The organism is Synechococcus sp. MIT S9220 (assembly GCF_014304815.1).
Classification (GTDB): Bacteria; Cyanobacteriota; Cyanobacteriia; order PCC-6307; family Cyanobiaceae; genus Synechococcus_C.
The window spans coordinates 1398477-1417687 of sequence record NZ_CP047958.1; the positions used below are offsets into that span (position 1 = coordinate 1398477).

At 55.6% G+C, this 19211-nt stretch carries 18 protein-coding genes; 9 read left to right on the forward strand and 9 right to left on the reverse strand.

The annotated features are described in order from the left end of the window. Positions 1-285: 285 nt before the first annotated feature. Together SynMITS9220_RS07455 and SynMITS9220_RS07460 are read left to right on the forward strand one after the other, a co-directional pair. Positions 286-1170, forward strand: coding sequence for an amidohydrolase family protein (locus SynMITS9220_RS07455; RefSeq protein ID WP_186988284.1), 885 nt, complete (start codon positions 286-288; stop codon positions 1168-1170). Between the two features lie 303 nt (positions 1171-1473). Beyond that, positions 1474-3660, forward strand: a complete 2187-nt coding sequence (locus SynMITS9220_RS07460; RefSeq protein ID WP_186988286.1) for a C2 family cysteine protease — start codon at positions 1474-1476, stop codon at positions 3658-3660. Positions 3661-3844: 184 nt separating this feature from the next. Here SynMITS9220_RS07460 and SynMITS9220_RS07465 read toward each other — a convergent pair whose 3' ends face one another. The 3 genes from SynMITS9220_RS07465 to SynMITS9220_RS07475 form a co-directional block, all read right to left on the reverse strand. Next, entirely contained in the window at positions 3845-5428 is a 1584-nt protein-coding gene (locus SynMITS9220_RS07465) for an alpha/beta hydrolase (protein WP_255482974.1), read from the reverse strand. A gap of 127 nt (positions 5429-5555) precedes the next feature. Next, a complete protein-coding gene (locus tag SynMITS9220_RS07470; RefSeq protein WP_370594319.1) occupies positions 5556-6467 on the reverse strand; it encodes an LOG family protein in 912 nt (303 codons plus the stop codon). Positions 6468-6490: 23 nt separating this feature from the next. Further along, positions 6491-7294, reverse strand: a complete 804-nt coding sequence (locus tag SynMITS9220_RS07475) for a hypothetical protein (RefSeq protein ID WP_186988288.1) — start codon at positions 7292-7294, stop codon at positions 6491-6493. A 628-nt stretch (positions 7295-7922) separates the two neighbouring features. Between SynMITS9220_RS07475 and SynMITS9220_RS07480 the strand changes: the two genes are divergently transcribed. Beyond that, the gene (locus SynMITS9220_RS07480; protein WP_186988290.1) at positions 7923-8402 is read left to right on the forward strand and encodes a nucleoside deaminase; all 480 of its coding nucleotides are present in this window, start codon (positions 7923-7925) and stop codon (positions 8400-8402) included. A 78-nt stretch (positions 8403-8480) separates the two neighbouring features. Here SynMITS9220_RS07480 and SynMITS9220_RS07485 read toward each other — a convergent pair whose 3' ends face one another. The 3 genes from SynMITS9220_RS07485 to SynMITS9220_RS07495 all read right to left on the reverse strand — a co-directional run bounded on the left by SynMITS9220_RS07485 (position 8481) and on the right by SynMITS9220_RS07495 (position 13307). After that, on the reverse strand, positions 8481-9662 hold the full coding sequence (locus SynMITS9220_RS07485; protein WP_186988292.1) for a saccharopine dehydrogenase family protein: 1182 nt from the start codon (positions 9660-9662) through the stop codon (positions 8481-8483). Positions 9663-9748: 86 nt separating this feature from the next. Further along, on the reverse strand, positions 9749-12853 hold the full coding sequence (locus tag SynMITS9220_RS07490) for an efflux RND transporter permease subunit (protein WP_186988294.1): 3105 nt from the start codon (positions 12851-12853) through the stop codon (positions 9749-9751). A gap of 46 nt (positions 12854-12899) precedes the next feature. Further along, positions 12900-13307 carry an efflux RND transporter periplasmic adaptor subunit gene (locus SynMITS9220_RS07495; protein WP_186988296.1) on the reverse strand — a complete coding sequence of 136 codons (408 nt, stop codon included), beginning with the start codon at positions 13305-13307 and terminating at the stop codon, positions 12900-12902. A gap of 248 nt (positions 13308-13555) precedes the next feature. Between SynMITS9220_RS07495 and SynMITS9220_RS07500 the strand changes: the two genes are divergently transcribed. The 5 genes from SynMITS9220_RS07500 to SynMITS9220_RS07520 all read left to right on the forward strand — a co-directional run bounded on the left by SynMITS9220_RS07500 (position 13556) and on the right by SynMITS9220_RS07520 (position 16343). After that, complete coding sequence (locus tag SynMITS9220_RS07500; protein WP_370594394.1) at positions 13556-13735, forward strand: DUF3721 domain-containing protein; 180 nt, start codon at positions 13556-13558, stop codon at positions 13733-13735. Further along, positions 13732-14004 carry a hypothetical protein gene (locus SynMITS9220_RS07505; protein ID WP_186988300.1) on the forward strand — a complete coding sequence of 91 codons (273 nt, stop codon included), beginning with the start codon at positions 13732-13734 and terminating at the stop codon, positions 14002-14004. The genes SynMITS9220_RS07500 and SynMITS9220_RS07505 overlap by 4 nt, the downstream gene beginning before the upstream one ends. Before the next feature lie 108 nt (positions 14005-14112). Then, positions 14113-14961 (forward strand): phosphatase PAP2 family protein, encoded by an 849-nt coding sequence (locus SynMITS9220_RS07510; RefSeq protein WP_186988302.1) that lies wholly within the window; start codon positions 14113-14115, stop codon positions 14959-14961. Positions 14962-15102: 141 nt separating this feature from the next. After that, positions 15103-16023: an alpha/beta fold hydrolase gene (locus tag SynMITS9220_RS07515; RefSeq protein ID WP_186988304.1), complete on the forward strand. Its 921-nt coding sequence runs from the start codon at positions 15103-15105 to the stop codon at positions 16021-16023. A gap of 113 nt (positions 16024-16136) precedes the next feature. Then, on the forward strand, positions 16137-16343 hold the full coding sequence (locus SynMITS9220_RS07520) for a hypothetical protein (RefSeq protein ID WP_186988306.1): 207 nt from the start codon (positions 16137-16139) through the stop codon (positions 16341-16343). A gap of 33 nt (positions 16344-16376) precedes the next feature. Here SynMITS9220_RS07520 and SynMITS9220_RS07525 read toward each other — a convergent pair whose 3' ends face one another. The 3 genes from SynMITS9220_RS07525 to SynMITS9220_RS07535 form a co-directional block, all read right to left on the reverse strand. Beyond that, a complete protein-coding gene (locus SynMITS9220_RS07525) occupies positions 16377-16892 on the reverse strand; it encodes a CAAD domain-containing protein (RefSeq protein WP_186988308.1) in 516 nt (171 codons plus the stop codon). Positions 16893-17161: 269 nt separating this feature from the next. Beyond that, on the reverse strand, positions 17162-17392 hold the full coding sequence (locus SynMITS9220_RS07530) for a hypothetical protein (protein WP_186988310.1): 231 nt from the start codon (positions 17390-17392) through the stop codon (positions 17162-17164). Beyond that, positions 17392-17706, reverse strand: a complete 315-nt coding sequence (locus tag SynMITS9220_RS07535) for a hypothetical protein (RefSeq protein ID WP_066909796.1) — start codon at positions 17704-17706, stop codon at positions 17392-17394. The genes SynMITS9220_RS07530 and SynMITS9220_RS07535 overlap by 1 nt, the downstream gene beginning before the upstream one ends. Before the next feature lie 88 nt (positions 17707-17794). Between SynMITS9220_RS07535 and SynMITS9220_RS07540 the strand changes: the two genes are divergently transcribed. Then, a complete protein-coding gene (locus SynMITS9220_RS07540) occupies positions 17795-18973 on the forward strand; it encodes a site-specific integrase (protein ID WP_186988312.1) in 1179 nt (392 codons plus the stop codon). Positions 18974-19211 lie beyond the last annotated feature (238 nt).

Genomic DNA, 19211 nt, shown 5'->3' on the forward strand with positions numbered 1-19211 from the left:
ACCAGCTTCTTCAGTAACGACTGATCGATCAGCACAAGCACGCGATTCGAAAACTAGATGCAGTTGCTGAATCCAGCGTTTGCCCACAATCACGCCCAGTTGCACAACAAATCTGAGACAGCTCAGGGACCATTCCTCTAAAACCCAAGGTAATTAGAGAGTCTGATAGTGAACCAGAGCCGTATCCCAGCATCACAGGCAGCAACAGATCACGAGCGAACTATCAATAAGATCGCTCTCGAAGAACACTTCTCCATCGGAGAACTTCTCCCCAAATCAGAAGAGTTGGAGTTTTTCGACCCACAAGTGCTGGGGGTGATTGAACCGTTACTGCCTGAGCTGGCTGAACAGCGACTAGCCAATATGGACAAGGCCGGTATTGAGATCGCCGTACTGTCACAGACTGCGCCGGGTATTCAAGCGATCGCCGACTCGACCGAAGCATCGGCCATGGCCAAACATGCGAACGACGCTCTGCACGCAGCAATCGAGCAGCAATCTCGGCGCTTCAGAGGCTTTGCGGCACTGAATCTGCAGGATATCGATGCCGCTTGCGCGGAGCTGAAGCGATGCGTCAGCGAGCTGGGTTTCGTTGGAGCTCTGGTCAATGGCAGCACACAAGCTGAATACCTCGACAACCCCAGAGTCGATCCGCTGTGGTCGACGCTCGAGCAGCTTGATGTGCCCCTTTATCTCCATCCCGGACTTCCCACCAACCAACCCGCTTCGATGGTGAAAGAACTCGATGGTGCCACTTGGGGCTGGTCATTTGACACCGCTACCCATGCGCTGCGTCTGATTGTGAAAGGCGTTTTCGACAAACATCCCAACGCCAACGTGATCCTCGGACATATGGGTGAGAACCTGCCCTTTTATCTCTGGCGACTGGACAGTCGTTATGCGTCGACTAGCTATCGCAACGACATCAGCACCACACCCAGCGCCGTCTTCCGACGAAATTTCTTCATCACTACCTCAGGCGTCTGTGATGATGCGGCACTGCAGTGTTCGATCGCGACTCTCGGCCCGGAACGCATCATGTTCTCCACGGATTACCCCTACGAAGACATCGAGCTCGCAGGCCGATGGATTGAGCAGGCAACGATCGATCCACTCGCGAAAACCATGATCTGCAGAGACACAGCGCGGATGTTGCTTCGCCTGAGCTGACATCCTTAACTGTGCCGACCTTGACATGGAAGTGATGCGCGAGCACAAGGCTCATTGCTTCTCGCTCAAACTCAACGTGATCGGCGACCACAGTCACTGATAGCCATGCAAGGTATCCCACAGGCTGGATTAAGCAGCTGAACCATTGCTTCCAGAACCTCAACTGAATGGGTGTCCAACACCTGTGAGCAAAATCACAGCTCCTCTTGATCTCGATCATCAAGGCCAATCAACAAAACGGGAAAGCTGAGTTCATTCAGAGGCCAGGCCCCAATCCGGTCTCCAACGTTCTCACCTCCTCCCATGCTTGAGTTCAACCTCCAAGGCGAGCTCCTCGGCGTTTTGGACGCCAGCAATGTCTACCAGCCATTCCCTGGAGGAGACGCTTCCGCCTACGGCCTCACCCAACAGAACAATCTCCAGCCCGAGTTGGCCTTCTTCGATCCTCTGAGCGCCCATGATCCGCTCTCTGCGCTGGCAGATGAGGCTCAAAACGATTGCGCAGCAACACTCAACCTGCCTCGTACTGCATTCTGGAACCAGGGCACACCCATCCAGAACCACACCAGTCAGCCAACAGGTTTTGGTTGGGTCCCTGCCCTGAGCGATCAAGGCAGTGATCGCCAGCAAGACAACAGCGATCAAGCCCAGATCGATCTCCTCACCGATGGTCACCTCGGCCGCCGCGACATCCTGAGCACACAACCCACAACCAGCACTGACCTGCTCAAGCTCAATCAAGCCAATCAGGCTGGCCCAACAGATCTCAACACCGCACAAACCCAGCTCGATCCACTCACCGGAGATACGAGGTCCGGCGCCATGGGCTTTGTGCCAATGCCAATGCCAAGCATCTTTGACATTGATCCGGATCTGCTCTCCTATCTCGGCGAACGCGCAGAGGTGAACAACCTGCTCGCAGAAGACCGCTTTGATCGCGGTCAATCCACCGGCACCGAAACCCACTACAACTTCACGATTGGCAGCGGATTCTCCGCCCATGAGGGCAGCGGCTACGACGTCACCGACAGCTTCCACAATGCAGCTGACATCGGCACCGTCGCCTATCGCGATGACAAACAGGTGATCGGCACCGTTGGTTACCGCAGCGGCTGGAATCGTGACAGCAACGATTACTTCTCCTTCTATGCCGGCAAATCCGGCAACTTTGACCTCTCGCTCACAGGTCTCTCGGCCAACGTTGGTCTGGCTCTCTATGACGAGGGTGGATCACTGGTCACCTGGTCGAACAAGTGGGGAACCCAGGATGAAAACATCAGCACCTACCTGAGTGAAGGCCACTACACCAGCCGCATCTACAGCCACAACACCTCTTGGTGGAACAACAAAGGCGCCACTGCTTTCAATCTCAACATCAGCCGCCAGGCCGACTGCTTTGAACAAATCACTAACTGCTTGATTGATGACAGCAGCGTCAAAAACGCCACGCTCAACTCAATCAAACTCGATAACGAATTCAGCCGCGACGACGTGATCGGCATCCTTAAAAGTGCTGGCGACTATGGATCTGTCACCAATACCGAGCTGACCGATCTAAAGCAATTCCACAACATATTCAGCGGCACCATGCGCGCTGATATTGCCGGCCTCTCCAAAAAGGTGGTGTTCGGGGATGCCAGTAATGATCACTACACCGGCTACGACAGCATCGTTGATGATCTCGGCAATCTGGAATCCGGCACCAGCACCCAGAACCTCAATCTGCTGATTGGGAAACACATGCTCGGCACCGACAGGCCGATGATTCACACCGGCACCTACACCCAGGCCGGAGGCACCCTGGAGATCGGTGGCTACAGCGCCGGTGATATTGATCAAGGAGCGACAGGCTCCTGTTATTTCCTCTCCGCTCTTGCCGGCACCGCCGACAAAAAGGTGTCGATTATTGAGGACATGTTCACTGACAATGGTGACGGCACCTACAGCGTTCGCTTCTATACCAACGGGCAGGCTGATTACGTCACCGTCGACAGCATGATGGCGACCAAAGCCGATGGCACTTACCTGCATGCCGACACCGGCGCGGGCGACGCAATCGACGGCGTGGTGGCAGACCACAATGAACTCTGGGTTGCCCTGGCGGAAAAAGCCTATGCACAACTGAATGAGTCGGGTCGCCTTAATCAAGAAGAAGCGACAAACCGCTACGGCATTGCCGGTGATGAAGGCATCAGCTGGGGGTTCACCACTGACGCGATTACCCATATCACTGGACTCAATTCCAGCTGGGGCAATGCAAGCGCGTCAGGCGTCGGCGTAAACAATGTGAGCTCTGCAGAGCTGCAAACACTCGTTAACAGCGACCGTGTCGTATGCGCAGGATGGGGCGGTCACGCTCGCACAATCATGAGCTACGACGAGGTCACAGGGGTATATGAGATTCGCAACCCCTATGACGAAAACCACTCCTCACTGACCCATGCACAATTGATCAGTCTGGGCGCACAGTTCAGCTGGAGCAACAGCTGACTTCAGCTATCAACCCAACACAACCAACACAAAGGTGGCTGCGGCCACCTTTTTTATTGCAGTCATCAAAGAACTACGGAATAAGTGAGAGCCAGGCTTGCTGACCATTGTCTAAAGATCGAAAACGCTCAAGTGATGTTCAGCACACATGATTCTGGCCAAAAGGTTCTGAGCAGTCGTGCAATCAGGGAACCTCCTTCAGGCCTGGCTCCACCTGCTGAAGTTGCTGCATGGTTAACGAGGATCGCAACAGCAAAGAAAGAGGTGCTCCACCAGATTGGAATGCTCCATCACCCGCAGGCGCGAGCGGAACAGTCCCTGAATCAGCAAGCAGATTCCTGTCGAAGAACAGTTTGGCCATCCCCTGAAGCTCCTGTCTGGCGAGTGACTGATCCGGGCCGGTGATCACTGGTGGAAGGTTTGAGGTGGCATCCAAGAAGGAAAGATGGGTGCCCTTCTCCTGAACTGCCAGAACCGAGCCTGGCTGGCGGAGGCTCGTAAACAGGGAGAGCTGCTGGGAGACAGGCGGAGCAAAGACGTCATTCATGCCAGCGATCACGAGCATCGGCACCTCCACATGGGAGATTGATCGACTGCTGAAAATCGGATTGGTCACCGGATTCACCGCCACAGCAACCTTGACGCGGGGATCACGAAAGCTTGTCTGTTTCACCACACGACCGGGTGCTTTGCACTGCCAGACGATCGCCGGATTGAGAACCACTGTGCGGGGATCATTCAGCTGCTCACAACCACGAACCAGATGGGGCCAGTCCAGCTTGGCGCCAGCAAGCGCCGTGACCGTATAACCGCCAAGGGACTGACCGAGTACGCCAACCCGTTGTGTGTCGACCCGATTCCCCCAGCGCTTCTCCACCTGATCGATCAATTCACTGACTGTGATCGGCTGGCGATACCAGGCGTTCGCAGGAGGAATGGCTCCTGTGCCCTTGATGGCTGCCGTCATGGTATCGGCGCTGGTGAAGGGAAAGTCGAGAGAAGCGACCACATATCCATGACTGGCCAGGGTCTGCCCCACATACAAAAGGGCATTCATGTCGGTGTTCAGTCCGGGCGCAAGCACCACCAGGGGAGCCTTGCTCTGAGCCGTCGACGAGTCAGGCAGATAGGCGCCGGCTTTGATGTTGTCGACAACACGGCCCTTAAAGCTGAAGTGAAACTGCTGAAAGCGGATGCTGCCTGGCTTCGCGGCTGCCAGAAGATCTGGACCAGTCTCTGGAGTGCCTTCCAGTTCAGCCAGACGCGAATACAACTTGTTCTGAAGATTGAACTCCTGATTAAGGGAACGCAGCAGCGAAGCGACGGCCCTTACGTCAATAGGAATCGTGGGCAATGGATAGGCCTGAAGCACATCGATCATGCCCATGCTGTTGTTGCTGGCAGCTCCCTCGATCAATGCTGAGGCCAGGGCATTTGCTGCAACGTCTGTGGGCTGATTGATCAGCTTCACCAACTGTTGAAGCGTTCGACGGCCCAAAGGCGTCGATAGATAGTTTGATGCCATCACGGCATTCACCGGCGCCGACTGATTGAGAGCCTTGCGGAGTGCCTGTTGTTCTGAAGGTTTAAACAGACGAAGAATATCGGCGAGCGCAGTACCAGGAGACTTGCCAGCCGCGTAGTCGGCGAGTTCGTCGATCGGGATGGATCGCTCGAATTCACCAAGCTGAAAGCTGATTTGTTCAGCGCAAAAGGCCGGGGCAGCCATAGCACTTAAGCCAATCACCGTGGCGAGAAAACGCTTCACATCAAATTCAGTCTCTACAACTGAAATTACCTCGAATGACGCAAAAGACGTCCAATCAAGTCAAAGACCTGGGTCAAACAGGGCTGTTGATTCAGCCGAGGCCATACCTCGATTTAGGCTCAATCCTTCAGGAGGACGCTTGAGCTTGATCACGAATCATGCTCCAAGCCTGGTCAGCTGTATCAGCAAACTGGAATAATTGCTGATCCTTATCATCAATCAGACCCGAGTCGGCCATGAAGTCAAAATCAATCAATCGTGACCAGTAATCAGTGCCGAAAAGAATGATCGGCATCGCACTTTTAGACCCAACTTGTCGGAGTGTCAGAACTTCAAAAAGCTCATCCAACGTGCCAAAACCGCCTGGAAACAACACTGCACCAACAGAGCGCATCACAAAATGGAACTTACGCAGTGAAAAGTAGTTGAATTTAAAACACAACTCTGGAGTGATGTAAGGATTTGGATATTGCTCATGGGGAAGATCAATATTGAAACCGATCGAACGGCAGCCAGCGTCAAAAGCTCCACGGTTGGCAGCTTCCATAATCCCAGGACCGCCACCAGTCACGATCACATGGCTCGAGCAGCAAGAAGCGGAGCTATCACCTTGTTGGCCATATTTGGAAGCCAAAAAAGCAAATTCACGTGCTGAATCGTAGAAACCTGAAAGCTCTACAAGTCTTCGGGCTTGATCCACTTTGCGTTGTAACAAGGGGGAGCTTGGGTCAGCATTCAGTGCATCAACTGATTGCGCCAGACACGCCTCTGCAGCTGAGCGTTCTTGAACGCGAGCACCTCCGAAGACGATGATGGTCGAGGTAATTCCAGCCTCCTCAAGCCTTAGCTCTGGCTTACTAATCTCCAAAAGCATCCTGACCCCGCGCATCGACGAACGATTCAGCAGGTCAAGGTCATGGTGAGCCAGCTTGTAGGTGTCCGAATGAATGATCTGATCAAGGTTCTGTGCAATCAAGTCCTGATCATCACTGAGAAAGCTGGAATCACTTGATGCTGAAGACATTGATGAACCATCCATAACAACAGGTTGGCGGCATGGTTTTATGACATCACGCCCATTTCATGAAGGGTGGTCATGACCTGTTGTCGTGCAGCCGCTTCAGTGAGCCTTGGGTTCTCTCTTTTGGTGTTCAAGACCATCTGCTTAAACATCTCTCGATGGTCGCTTGAAGCATGTTTGAGCCACTCTTCATATTCCGACCTGGTTTCGTTCAACAGCCTCTCCTCAAACATCTTTTTGTAATGGGGATAAAGGAAGGCATGGTCTCTCTCACATCGAATCCCCATGTCCGTTAAAAGCTGCATCGACGATCGACCACTGAGGTAGCTCAAGCCCACTTTTTTCTTGTGTCCGAGCCAGTCGCATGCAGAGGCAAGAGCTTCATACGCGCCTTGCTGGTTGTTCATCACAAGCTGTTTCCAGTTGTCATAGGTGTCCTGATCAAACTGGCCGAGGATCAATGTGCGAATGGCTGAGGGTGAACATCGGAACCGTTTGCCGGTCTTCACTCCCAGTGTCCAGGCCGGATACTTGTGCCTCTTGCCTGCTTCGTCGCTGAACGCAAGCACGACCGCCCAAAGCCCACACATGAAGGTGATGCTGTGTGGATGCTTCACCACGAACACACCATGGCCTTGTTGACCCTCTGGCACTGGGGCCAACAGATCTGGCTTCCAAATCTTGTGGTCCTGGTTCTCTTCAGTCCATCTGTCGTGGTCGAACCACTTGCGGGACGCCTCAATCTCCTCAGGGGTGGCGTCCTTGAAATTCTGATTGAAGATCTCGTTGGTCCGCCTGGATGAATAGCCATCACCGGCCTCAATCTCTTGCGCAAATGCCGCCATCAGTCAATCAAAGCTGCTGCTTTGCCAGCGCCCATGAGGGAACGATCCAGCCACACCATTTCCACTATTGGAGGTTTTGCCATCCAAGGCAATGCGCGATTCGACCGATGCCAAAAACGTCTCTGCGGGTGGAGAGTGAGGCCACGCAATCGGAGGAACCAAGCATGGTCGACACTCCACCTGAGCAGATCGCAGAAGCAGACTGACTTCTGGCCCCTGCTCCAACAGTCTCAACAATGACCTGGGTTGGTCGTTTGGTTAGGTACACATCAGATACGTCACGCCAATCGACGCTCCACTCGCACCGCCCTAGGTGCCCTCGGAGACAACAACCCGACACCTAGAGCGCATGGCCCCAGGGCGCCTCTAGCCAGAAGCTTCGACCCCTTCCTTTCTCGACAAGCGATGGGTTGAACAATGCACAAACGAGCGACTTAGGCCGTCTTTCCATCGGGAAGGGCGGCCTTCCTCTTTGGTGATGGCCTCATTGCGCAGGTGAATGGTCCTGGTTTCCAATGACTCGCCGCTGAATCCTGCAATGGCAACGCAGAGAGCTTGTCGTTTTCGTTCCTTCCATTGTCGTGAGACATGGTCATCGACACGCTTGAGAAGAGTGCTCCTCCTGGCCATGGCAGCAAAACACGATGAAGCCTTGATGCGTGAAGCCATCCGTGAAATGCGCGCTGCCGGATTGGACAACAAAACGGGGGGACCATTTGGAGCTGTTATTGCAAAGAACGGCGAGGTTGTAGCCTCGGCCGGGAACAGCGTGATCAGAGATCTTGACCCGAGCGCCCATGCTGAGGTGAACGCAATCCGAGCTGCCTGCAAACAACTGGGAACCTGGGATCTGTCTGGCTGTGTGATGTACACCAGCTGTGAATGCTGTCCGATGTGTTACGCCGCGGCTTACTGGGCTGGCATTCGCAACGTGTTCTACGCGGCGTCCTGGTCGGACTACAACGATCTGTTTTCCGATGAAGCCATCAATCAGGACATGCAGAAACCAAAGGAACAGCGTGAGATCAAACTCACCCAGATCCTCAAATGCGAGGCGTGCGAAGTATGGGATGAATTCCGCAAACTGCCCAACGGGGCTCGCTATTAAGCAGTGGCTGGATTCAAGGTGTAATTGGCTTCCGCTTCATCTCGCGGCACAGGCCAACGTGATCATGCTGCTGCCAGTTCAGATCTCCCAGATCAGAGCGTTTTCACGCGCCACCTCAAGGATGTTGTTGCGTGCCATTGCCTGCAGCTCGGCCGGATACCAGACACCTGCGGGAATGGTCTGCTCTGCAGACGTTTGGCCTGAACGCCCTCGCAGCAGCTCCATCGCGAAGGCTGCTGTGGCCTGACCCACGCAATCTTCGAGATCTGCATGCACACAGCGCAGCGTGACCTTTTCAGGGAAACCTGATCTGACATCAGCGTTGCTGAAGCCATCAACACGCATGGCATTGGTGGCTCCGACAAGCTTGTCGACCAATCTGATCACAGGCATCGAGACCGCTGCCAAGCCCTGCATCGCAGCGCGATTGAGCAGCCAATCGCTCGGCAACAGTTTCATAGCGGCAAACAGACTGTTCCAGACAGCCGGCGCGGTGCCGAAGCGAGAAGCGCAGTTGGCAACAGCCAATGCTTCAACGGTCGTGGGTACATCGGGGTTGTCGAGCAAATAGCAGGCGTGCCTGCCCACACCATCACCAAAGTCAACGAGCCGACGCTCGGTCCATGGCTCTTTGGGCGTGAGCCTGCCATCTCGATAGGTCAGCACTTTGGTGGCCAGCAGCAGAAAGGTGGCACTCACGATGGTGGGACCGGCACCACCGGTTCCAGCTGTGAAAAAGCTCAGCTCAATGCGTTCACAGCTCGCCGGCCCCCCAAGCTGTTGCACCGCCTCCGCCGCCATGAGTGCACTGACGCCAGGCCAGATTCCACACGACACCACGGCAGGAATCCCAGCCGCCGCGGCCTCTCCCGAGAGGTCCTTGGCATGGCGACTGAGGCTGTACTCATCGCAGACATCGCAATAGGGCACTCCTGCTTCGATGCAGGCACGGAGCAGATCAGGTTGCGTCCGCCCCTGGAATGGTCCGGCCGTATGCACCACCAGCTTTGCTCCACGCACCACGGCGACGAGCGAGTTCCTCTCAGCCTCAAGATCCACCGGCCTGAAGACGAGCTCTGGGAGATCGAGGCGATTGCGCACAGCCTCAAAATGGGCCCTGCTGCGACCGCCAATCGCAACTCTGAGTGGCGCACTCGCGCAGCAACGGCAGGAGAGGCGATGGAGCCAACGCACTGTTGAGGCGCCGACGCGCCCACTGCCTCCGACGACGAGTACATCAACCGTCGATGACGACCCCATTACAGCTGACACCGGACCATCAAAACGCGCTGAATGGCTAGCCAGTTCCTTACTAGCCACTGTTGCTCGGGCTGACTCCTGAACATTCAGCGCCTGACATCAGCAAGCAACCTGGATCCGAACCGTGCATAAAGAGCAGGAATCACCACCAGCGTGAGCAGGGTCGAAGTGATCAGGCCACCCAGCACCACGATCGCTAACGGCTGCAGAATCTCGTTACCGGCCCCGAAGGCCAGAGCCAGTGGCAGCATCCCCAGCGATGAGGTGAGGGCAGTCATCAGGATTGCGTTAAGACGGTCCAAGGTGCCGGCTCGGATCAACTCCTTGAGGCTCTCGCCCCTCTGGTGGCGTCGGTTGTAGTTGTCAACGAGCAGCAGCCCATTTCGCACTGCCACACCGAACAGGGTGATGAACCCGATCAGCGATGCCACGGAGAGCACGCTGCCACTTAGCAGAACGGCAACAAGGCCTCCAACCAGAGCCAGCGGAAGATTGAGCAGGATGGCAACCGTCGCGGGCAGAGAACGGACAGCCACCACCATCACTGCCGCGATCACCGCAGCGGCAAGCAGGCTGTAGAGCACCAGAGAACGGGTGGCACGCTGTTCAGACTCAAACTGTCCGCCATAGCGCAGCGTGTAGCCAGAGGGCAGTTTCACCGACTGATCTACACGGCGACGAATGTCATTCACCACCGGCCCAAGGGGGCGACCGGCGACATTGGCCGAGACGACGATCCGCCTGGAGACATCCTCACGGTTGACCTCATTGGGGCCCGTCGTCTGGTCGAAGGTCATGAAATCACCGAGTGGCTTCAAGGCCCCTGATACCGTTCGGATCGGAAGCTCTTGCAGCGACTGCAGGTCGCCCTGCTGCTCAGTGGGAAGCGTCACGACCAGTGGGGCCGCAACGCCGGAGGATTCCGCTTGGCCAACGGTCGTGCCATGCAGGGCCACCTCAGCGGCTCGCGCCAGTGCGGCGACGCTCACGCCTTCCTGCAGCGCCGCCTCGCGATCAATGCGCAGTTGGATCTGAGGCACTGGCAACTGCGGCTCCAGCTGCAGATCAACCACACCGGAAACCTCGCCCACCACATCGCGGACCTGCTCTCCGAGATCACGCAGTTCCACCAGATCAGGACCGGCGATCTTGATCGCGATGGCACTGCGTACACCCGACAGCACCTCATCCATCCGGTGGGAGATGAATCCACCGACGTTGGGTGCCACACCCGGCAGGCCAACAAACTCCTCACGGATGCGCGCGATCGCAGCAGGACGGTCTCGCATCGCCTGATCACTCAACTCCAGATCCACATGGCCGATGTTCACTCCGGCGCCATCAGCATCACCCGGCGCCCGGCCGGCTCTCACCTGCACCCACTCCACATCGTCACTGGACTGGAGCTGTTGGGAGAGAAGTCGACCCGCTCGGCTGGTCATCTCGAGCGAGACACCGGGGTAAAGCACCATCGAGTTGACCAGTGACTGCTCCCGGAACTCAGGCAAGAACACCCGGCCGAGACTGGGAAGAATCAACAGGGTGGCGATCACCACAGACACGGCCAGCACAAGCACCCGGCGAGGAGATTTCAGAACACCCTCGAGCAGAGGTTTGTAGAGACGCTGAACACGGGATTCCACCCATGACGCGGCAGCCGGCAGGGGTGCACGACTCAGCAGCAAGGCGCAGAGTGCCGGTGACAAGGTGAGCGCGACGGCTGTCGAGGCAACGATCGACAGCACATAGGCGATCCCCATCGGCATGAAAACGCGCCCCTCCACACCACTGAGCGTGAAGACCGGTGCAAACACCACAACGATGATCAAGGTGGAAAACAGCACCGGCTGTCGCACTTCAACCGAGGTGTTGAACACCACCTCAAGGGGATTCAACGGCTTGTCCTGAAGCCGATTGCTGCGCAGACCCCGGTAGCAATTTTCCATATCGACGATGGCATCGTCGACAACGGAACCGATCGCCACCACCAGTCCCCCGAGGGTCATGGTGTTGAGTTGCAAGCCGAGCCCACGCATCAACAACAGTCCAACAAGCAGCGACAGAGGAATGGCACTGAGGGCAATCAAGGCCGTGCGCCAGTTCATCAAAAACAGCAGCAGCACAACAGCAACGATCACCACGCCAAGTAGGAGAGATTCACTGACGTTGCGGATGGCGATTTCAATGAACTTCGCCTGACGGAACGTCTGAGTCACCGAGACATCCGCAGGAAGTGACGACTGAAGCCGTCGCATGCTGTCTTCAACAGTGCGTGTCAGCTGAGGCGTATCAACATCAGGCTGCTTGTTGATCATCAACACAACAGCCGGTTGTCCATTCAGGCTGGCCTCGCCGCGCCGCAGCGCAGCTCCAGATCTCACCTCTGCAAGCGAGCCGAGCGGAATGGCACGACCATCACCCGCACGCACCACGGACCGTGTGATGTCGTCGTTGTCGCTGATGGCATGGTCGCTAAGGACCAGACGCTCCTGACCACCAGAAATCTGCACCCCGCCCCGGCCATTGAATTGAGCGTTGCCAGCTGCTTCAACCAGCTCATTCAAGGCGACATCCTGATCCTGCAGAGCCTTGAGATCAAGCTGCAACTGGGTCTGCGGATGGTCACCCCCATAGATCGTGACCTGCGCCACACCGGGAATGGCGAGCAGTGGATGTTCGTAGGTGCGCTGCACAACGCTGCGCAGCTGCAAAGCCTGCTCGGGGGAGGCGCTCTCCGGAAGCGTGAACGCGTATTGAAGAATCGTTCCCAGAGGAGAGAGCAACGGCGAAATTTCCGGGGCCTCCGCCGACTCAGGAAGTTGCATCCGCACTTGCTGCAAGCGTTCCGACACAGCCAGCCGGGCACGATCCAAGCTGGCCGAATCACGAAACACCACCTGCACCATCGACAGACCAGGCTTGGAGGCGGATCGCACCAGATCCACCCCCCCAAGGCCATTGACTGCCGACTCGATCGGCTCACTGATCTGATGCTCGACCTGCTCAGGAGCCAGACCGGGCGCAACGGTCTGAATTTCAACCTGTGGTGGTGCAAATGGCGGAAACACATCCAACGGCATCTGCAGCACATTGACCACGCCGAGAAGGCTGATCAGCACGGAGCTGATCAGCACAAGCCATCTGCGGGCAATCGACCAGCGCAGAATGTCGTTCAGCAGATTGTTGAACATCGTTGAACCGTTGAATCGCCGCAAAACAAAGGGAGAAGAACGGGGTTCAGCGCTTGTTCTTCTGCGACTCAGCGAAGATCGACAACGCACCAGAGACGACAATCTGCTCGTCTGCTGTCACACCGTCGAGAACCACCGTGCGATTCACAGAAACAGAGCCCGGTTTGATCACAACAGGGTCGTAGGTGGTTCCGCTGAAGACGAAGACGTAGGGCTGTCCGTAGGCCTTGACGATGGCAACGTTCGGTACGCTCAACTGACCATTGGCCTCCTTTTTGGGCTTTTCAGAGACGATCCCGAGCATCTGATCGCGGGTGGGGTTGGCCTTCACCTGGCCCACGGAACCGGTCTGGACAAACTCATCGCCATGGCCGGCATGAGCCAACACTGGAGCTTGATAGAAACCACCGATACCGGCCATGGCGGCGATACACGTGAAAGTGAGAGCGCGCATGCACAATCTGTCGATGCATCCATTGTGATGAGAATGGTTATCAATGGCCACCGTTGTGACACCACTCAGCTGCAACAAAAAAGCTCAAAGCGGCTTCAGCAACAACCAGCGCACACTCAGCACCGGCAAACTTGATTCAGCTCAAGCTGATTGCACACTGCGAGAGGCGCTGAACCTGCATCTGAATCATGGTTTTTTCTGCCTTGGCGATTGCATGCACAACCGTTGCCTGCATTTCTGCTGTTGTGATGTCTGGCCTGGCGATGCCTAAGCCTGCATTGGCTCACAGCAAAGGCCTCTACGCAACAGAAGCCGAAGCACGTGAACGCGCTGAACAGATCGGCTGCAAGGCTGTTCATGAAAACAACGGTCGCTGGATGCCCTGCGCAGATGAGCGTGAATTGCATCAACAACTGCGTCAGCAATGAAACGCGGCCTCCATTCACAGCGTCAGGCACAACGCGTTCACCGCTGGCTTGTTCCCATTGCAGCGGCACCACTCCTGCTCACGGCAATCAGCGGGTCGCTCTACAGCGTTTTGCTGGAGCAAGGAATTGATGCATTCTGGTTACTCAAGATTCACACCGGCAGATTCGGCTGGCTGAATCTGCAGTCGTTCTATCCAGCGCTGCTGGGAGTGCTCACCGTTGTGATCACAGCATCAGGACTCACACTGCTGATGAAGCCCCGAAGTTGAAGAGCCCTTGCGAACCGGCTGATCCACGGAGTGCAAACCTAACGCCATGACTGTTGGGACTGAATCTCCCGAGTTGCTAAGCCGTGAACGAACGAACAACAACTAACAATGAGTCGATTCGCTTACAGCTGCGCTGCGATCGGGTTGATTGCAGGCATCAGCGTTGCAGGCCTGCCAGCAGGAGCACAGACACCGACTTACTGCGAACCTGATGTTGGTTCACCGACGAATCTCAAGACCATCAAGCATGGGCTGCTCGAGGGCTATCTGGCGCCCGATGCCGTGCCCGATTCGCTGAAGCTTCTGCCGGCGCATCCCATGAAGGGGTCCATGGCCTACGACCTGGATGTGGCCAATGCCGAATCAACCTTCCCGCTCCAGGGAGGCCCACGCTGGGAAGTGGCAGCGATTGATGCCAATCTGCATTTCCCTGAGGCCGCAGCGATCTACTCCTGCGCTCTGGGCGTGCCGATCACCGAGGAAGGAACACCAAGGCTTTACACCCTGCTGCGACGCACACTGACCGACGCCGGTCTTGCGACCTACAAAGCCAAAAACAACTATCAACGCCCCAGGCCGTTCATGGTCAACGGCAAGCCAATCTGCACGCCCGACGAGGAAACCCTGCTGAGAGGCGATGGCTCCTACCCATCCGGCCACACCGCTGCCGGATGGGCATGGGCACTGGTTCTCAGTGAGCTCGCACCGGAACGTCGCGATGCAATCCTGGCCAGAGGCATTGAGTACGGGAAGAGCCGCTACATCTGCAACGTGCACTGGCTGAGTGATGTGCAAGCCAGCCAGATCATCGCCTCAGGCACCGTTGCTCAATTGCAGAACGATCCGGTCTTCCGCGCTGATCTGCGAGCCGCAAGAGCGGAAGTCCAGGCCATGCGCCGTCAAGGCCTGTCCCCTAACGGAGACTGCGACCTCGAACGAAGAGCCTTTCAACCCTGAGGTTGTGGTCCACATGGCTACTGACCAAGCCACTCGCTCATTGCGGGTGGCCTTTCGAACCAGCACGACTGATGGAGTGGGGCACGGCAAATCTTTGCAACATCCATTGGGAGACCACTGCTTCAGAGCGAAGCTGGAACCATGCACGAAGTCGAATACCTCGACGTCACCATGAACCTTCGTTCCCGAATCGGTGGTGTACCCGAAAATCTCCACGTCAACCTGAATGGCCGCGACGTTCGCGTCACGCTGGAACGTCGCGGTCCAGAGAACGGCGACCTCTGGCTGCTGCTACCAGCCTTGAGCACCGTGTCGAGCCGGGGCGAGTGGCATGACTTTGCTGATGCCATGGGTGAACCATGTCAGCTGGTGAGCTTCGATTGGCCGGGATTTGGAGATAGCGAACGTCCAGCAATGGCGTACAACGCCAAGACCCTGCGTGAGGCTTTAACCGGCATTCTTCAACACCTTCAAGGTGCTGATCTGAACAAAATCAATGTTGTGGCGGCGGGCCACAGTGCTCCCATCGCTCTCGGCCTCGCCGAGCAATGCTCACGGCAATGGGCACAGATCGTGGTGGTTGCACCCACGTTCCGAGGTCCGCTTCCAACCATGACAGGACGAGCAGGGCAGAGCTTCAACTGGGTCAGACGGCTGGTGGAACTGCCACTGATCGGACCGCTTCTCTATCGACTCAACACCAGTCGAGCGATCCTGAAACTGATGCTTCGTCGCCATGTCTGGGTCAATCGCAACCTGCTAACGCCTCAACGCCTGCGTGAGCAGCAACAGATCAGTCGGCAGCCGGGAGCTCGTTTTGCGAGCGTGGCGTTCGTGAGCGGTGGTTTGGATGCGGCCTCCGACTCCCGCTGGTGGCTGGCACAGGTTCAGAACTTGCACTGCCCTCTGCATGTAGTGCTAGCCAACGAAGCACCACCTCGCTCGAAGCAGGAGATGTTGACGCTGGCAGATAAGGCCGATCGTGTCTCTGACATCGATGGACGCTTGGGGCTGCATGAGGAATTCGGCCAAGAACTGGCGCAGAGCGTCAGCGCCAACTGAACCAGTGGCAGGGTCCAGCAGACCCTTGGCATCAGCACTGCTCAGACAAAAGCTTTAAACTCGTGTCAAATCTGCACTGACGCAGCACTGGTTCACCCTCTTCCGAAATCGCCATGGCCTCCTTCACCTGGAATGAATCCACCCTCTCCGCAGATTGCGGAACCCTTGAAGACATGGCTGAACGATTCGAAGACACAGCTGCTCTGATGAGGCGTCTTGCCCAAACTGGATTCGCTGTCAAACAGCAAGAAGGTGCCCGAAAGATCATCCACGCCAATGACGAGGTTTTTGAAAGTTTTGGATTTGTAATCGAGGAATAGGACCGATCAGGTCGGGCACAGCAATCAACACATTCATTCCTGCCCTCCCAGTAGATCTTTTTTTAATGCGGCAATACGCGCGAACACTTCTGCTCGTCGATGCTGCAGCAATAAATTCGAAGTAATCAGTCGCACGACAGCAACCAGGCCAATCAGCTCAGCGACTCCCTGGAACAAGCCACCGACAACCGGCAGATGGTTCATGGAGCTCAAAAATGTGGTGATAAATGACAGCAGCAAACCGAGAATCACCGAGCCGAAGACAATCAGAAAGATCGGGTAAATCTGCTTAAAGCCCTCAAGATTCAACTGTTTCAGCGAATCTAATCCAAGCGAAAGCTGTTGGAGCAGGTGAGAGACAGAGAGTTCATCCCCATGATCTTCTGACTCCAAGGATGACGGAGCTTCAACAGCATCCGATGGAGACTTTGCAATCTCAACATTTTGAACTTCTTCAGCCTCAATGGGGTCAAGCCCGAGATTCAGTTCGGCAGCATCAACAGGCTCTTTGAATGGCAAGTCGCCACTTTGATCAGGACTTTCAGCCACCTGCGCACCTCAGCAATCAAGCTGCCAATATGCGGGACAAGGACATGCACAGAACAATAAATTCAGCAAACAAAAACTCTCACAACAAATCTCATCAAGACCCAGCGACAAAAACACAATACTCAACAATTAGCGCAACAAAGATCCATCTTGTTCGCGCAAACTGCCGTCCCAGTCCCATCAGGGAGCCATGCATGGCAACGATCAAGCCCAGATCGCCACAACAGCCATCACCGCGAAGCCACCAAATGCGTCGATGCACGTCGTCATCACTCCACTAACGGCGCACTGTGAAAGTTCCAGCTGTCACCGTCCTCCAGCCACAGCTCCCAGTTCATCGCCGTTCCATCACGAAGACGCAAGCGTCCTCCAAAACCAGCAGGAGAGGGTTGGTAGAGATCGGATAACTCGATGACTGTTTCGCCATCGCGCGCCAACAGCAGTTCAACAGGTCGACCGATCCGTTGGGACAGGTCCTGACGCAGCTCATCAACGGTCATCAATCAGGAACGCTGAAATCAAGCACCAGGTCACCGAGATCCTCACGGCTGATGGTGAAAGCAAAGCCGTCAACCTTGCCGCTCCAGACCCCTATCGCAGCATCAGCAGCCGTGCCCTCCAACTGCTCCACCTTGTGATCAAAGAGAACGGAGAAACAGTGAGCCGCCACACGAGCAGCCTGGTCCTCATCCATCTCATCGAGCTCATGCGCCTGAACCGTGCATCCCTCAAGCAGTTCGGCATCAATCACATTGCCGCCGCCAACGTCGGCGACAAGAGCCTGCAATCCGGCAAGTTCGCTGTTGTCTGTCATGTCGTCATTGACCGTGTTTAGTAGTTAGAACTGGTGATCACAGGGTTTCTACCTCGTCATCGTTGTAAAACTCGTAAAACGACAGCGGATGGGCAGACCCAAGAAAACAATCCAACGACGGACCAACGGTATCTACATCGTCCAGATATGGCTGGGTGGCAAGCGGCATGTGAAAAGCCTTGAGACCAGGGATCCAGAGAGAGCTGCAGCAAGAGCAGCGCAGGCAATCAGGAAGCTGCAGAAGGAAGCATCTAGTGGTTTCAATCGCTGGGATGAGCATCCAGCTGAAAAGCCATTAACCGAATGGCCGGGACCAATCCCCTACAAGGTCGATGGACGTCCAGACGTTGAGAGCATCGAAGAGGTTCCTGACAGAGAGACCACATGGGGTGAGTTCTGTGAAGACCCAGAGATTCAGATAACCCCACCACATCAGACCGACTGGCTGGACCTAGTCCGTGAAGCGGAGAGCGTTCGTAAGCGCAAGCACAAGAAGCCTTACTCAGCCAGTTGGCACAAGAACGTAGGCATCTCGATCAAGCAGGTGCCCTTCACGCTGCAACAGGCGTCAGCAAAAACCATCAGAGACTGGATCAAGTTGATGGAGAAGCAGGGGTTGAGTGGTCTCACCATCGCCAATAAGTGCACTCTGCTCAGTGGCTTAGTTGATACCTGCATCAAGAGCGGACTACTGGCAGGTCAATCGAACCCGTTCGGGTTGGTTGACTATGCAGCAGGTGAAGCTGACCACATAACACCAGCAGAGGAGCAGGACTATCGAGGACTGAAGGACCTCCTACCGAACCTGGATATTCGGTTCCAGCTACCGATCCTGATCCAGGCTTATTGCGGGACACGGATCTCTGAGGTGCTTAAGCGAGAAGCAGAGGACTTTGACCTAAGCAAAGGAACGATGGAGGTAGCCGTGGGGACTGCAAAGAACAAAGCAAGCGAGAGAACCATCCCCCTACCCCCTCAAATCGTGGAGATGTTGAAAGGGTTTGACTTTGCATGGGGGTCACAAGCAACCATCAACAAGTGGCTGAAGACTGTGAACTCTGAAGTCACGTCTCACTCATTCCGTCATGGACTGACAAAGCTGGCGCGTGATGAACAAGCAGATCAGATCGGTCTAGAAGCAATGCTCGGTCATGTCCTGTCTCACTCACATATGGCAAACATGTATGGCGGCAAGTACGGCCACGAGGCCATGAGGAAGGCTGTGGAGCCCGTCTGGACGCAGTTGGATAAATGGATGGGTCTATGACGTTTGAGCTGTCTTCCGACAATGAGCGTCTCAAAAGAGGATTTCTTGACTCGATAGGGGCAAAACCACAACTGGTTTGGTGATTTACGACTCTAGGGTTAATCAGCAACTCTCCTAGCGATAGTCATCATGCCTATAGCTACTAAGTACTTCTAATAATTACTAGTAGTACTAATTTCAAATAGGTATGTCGGACTGGAAGTCTTGGGCAAGCTGGACAGCTTCGCTGTTAGGTAGA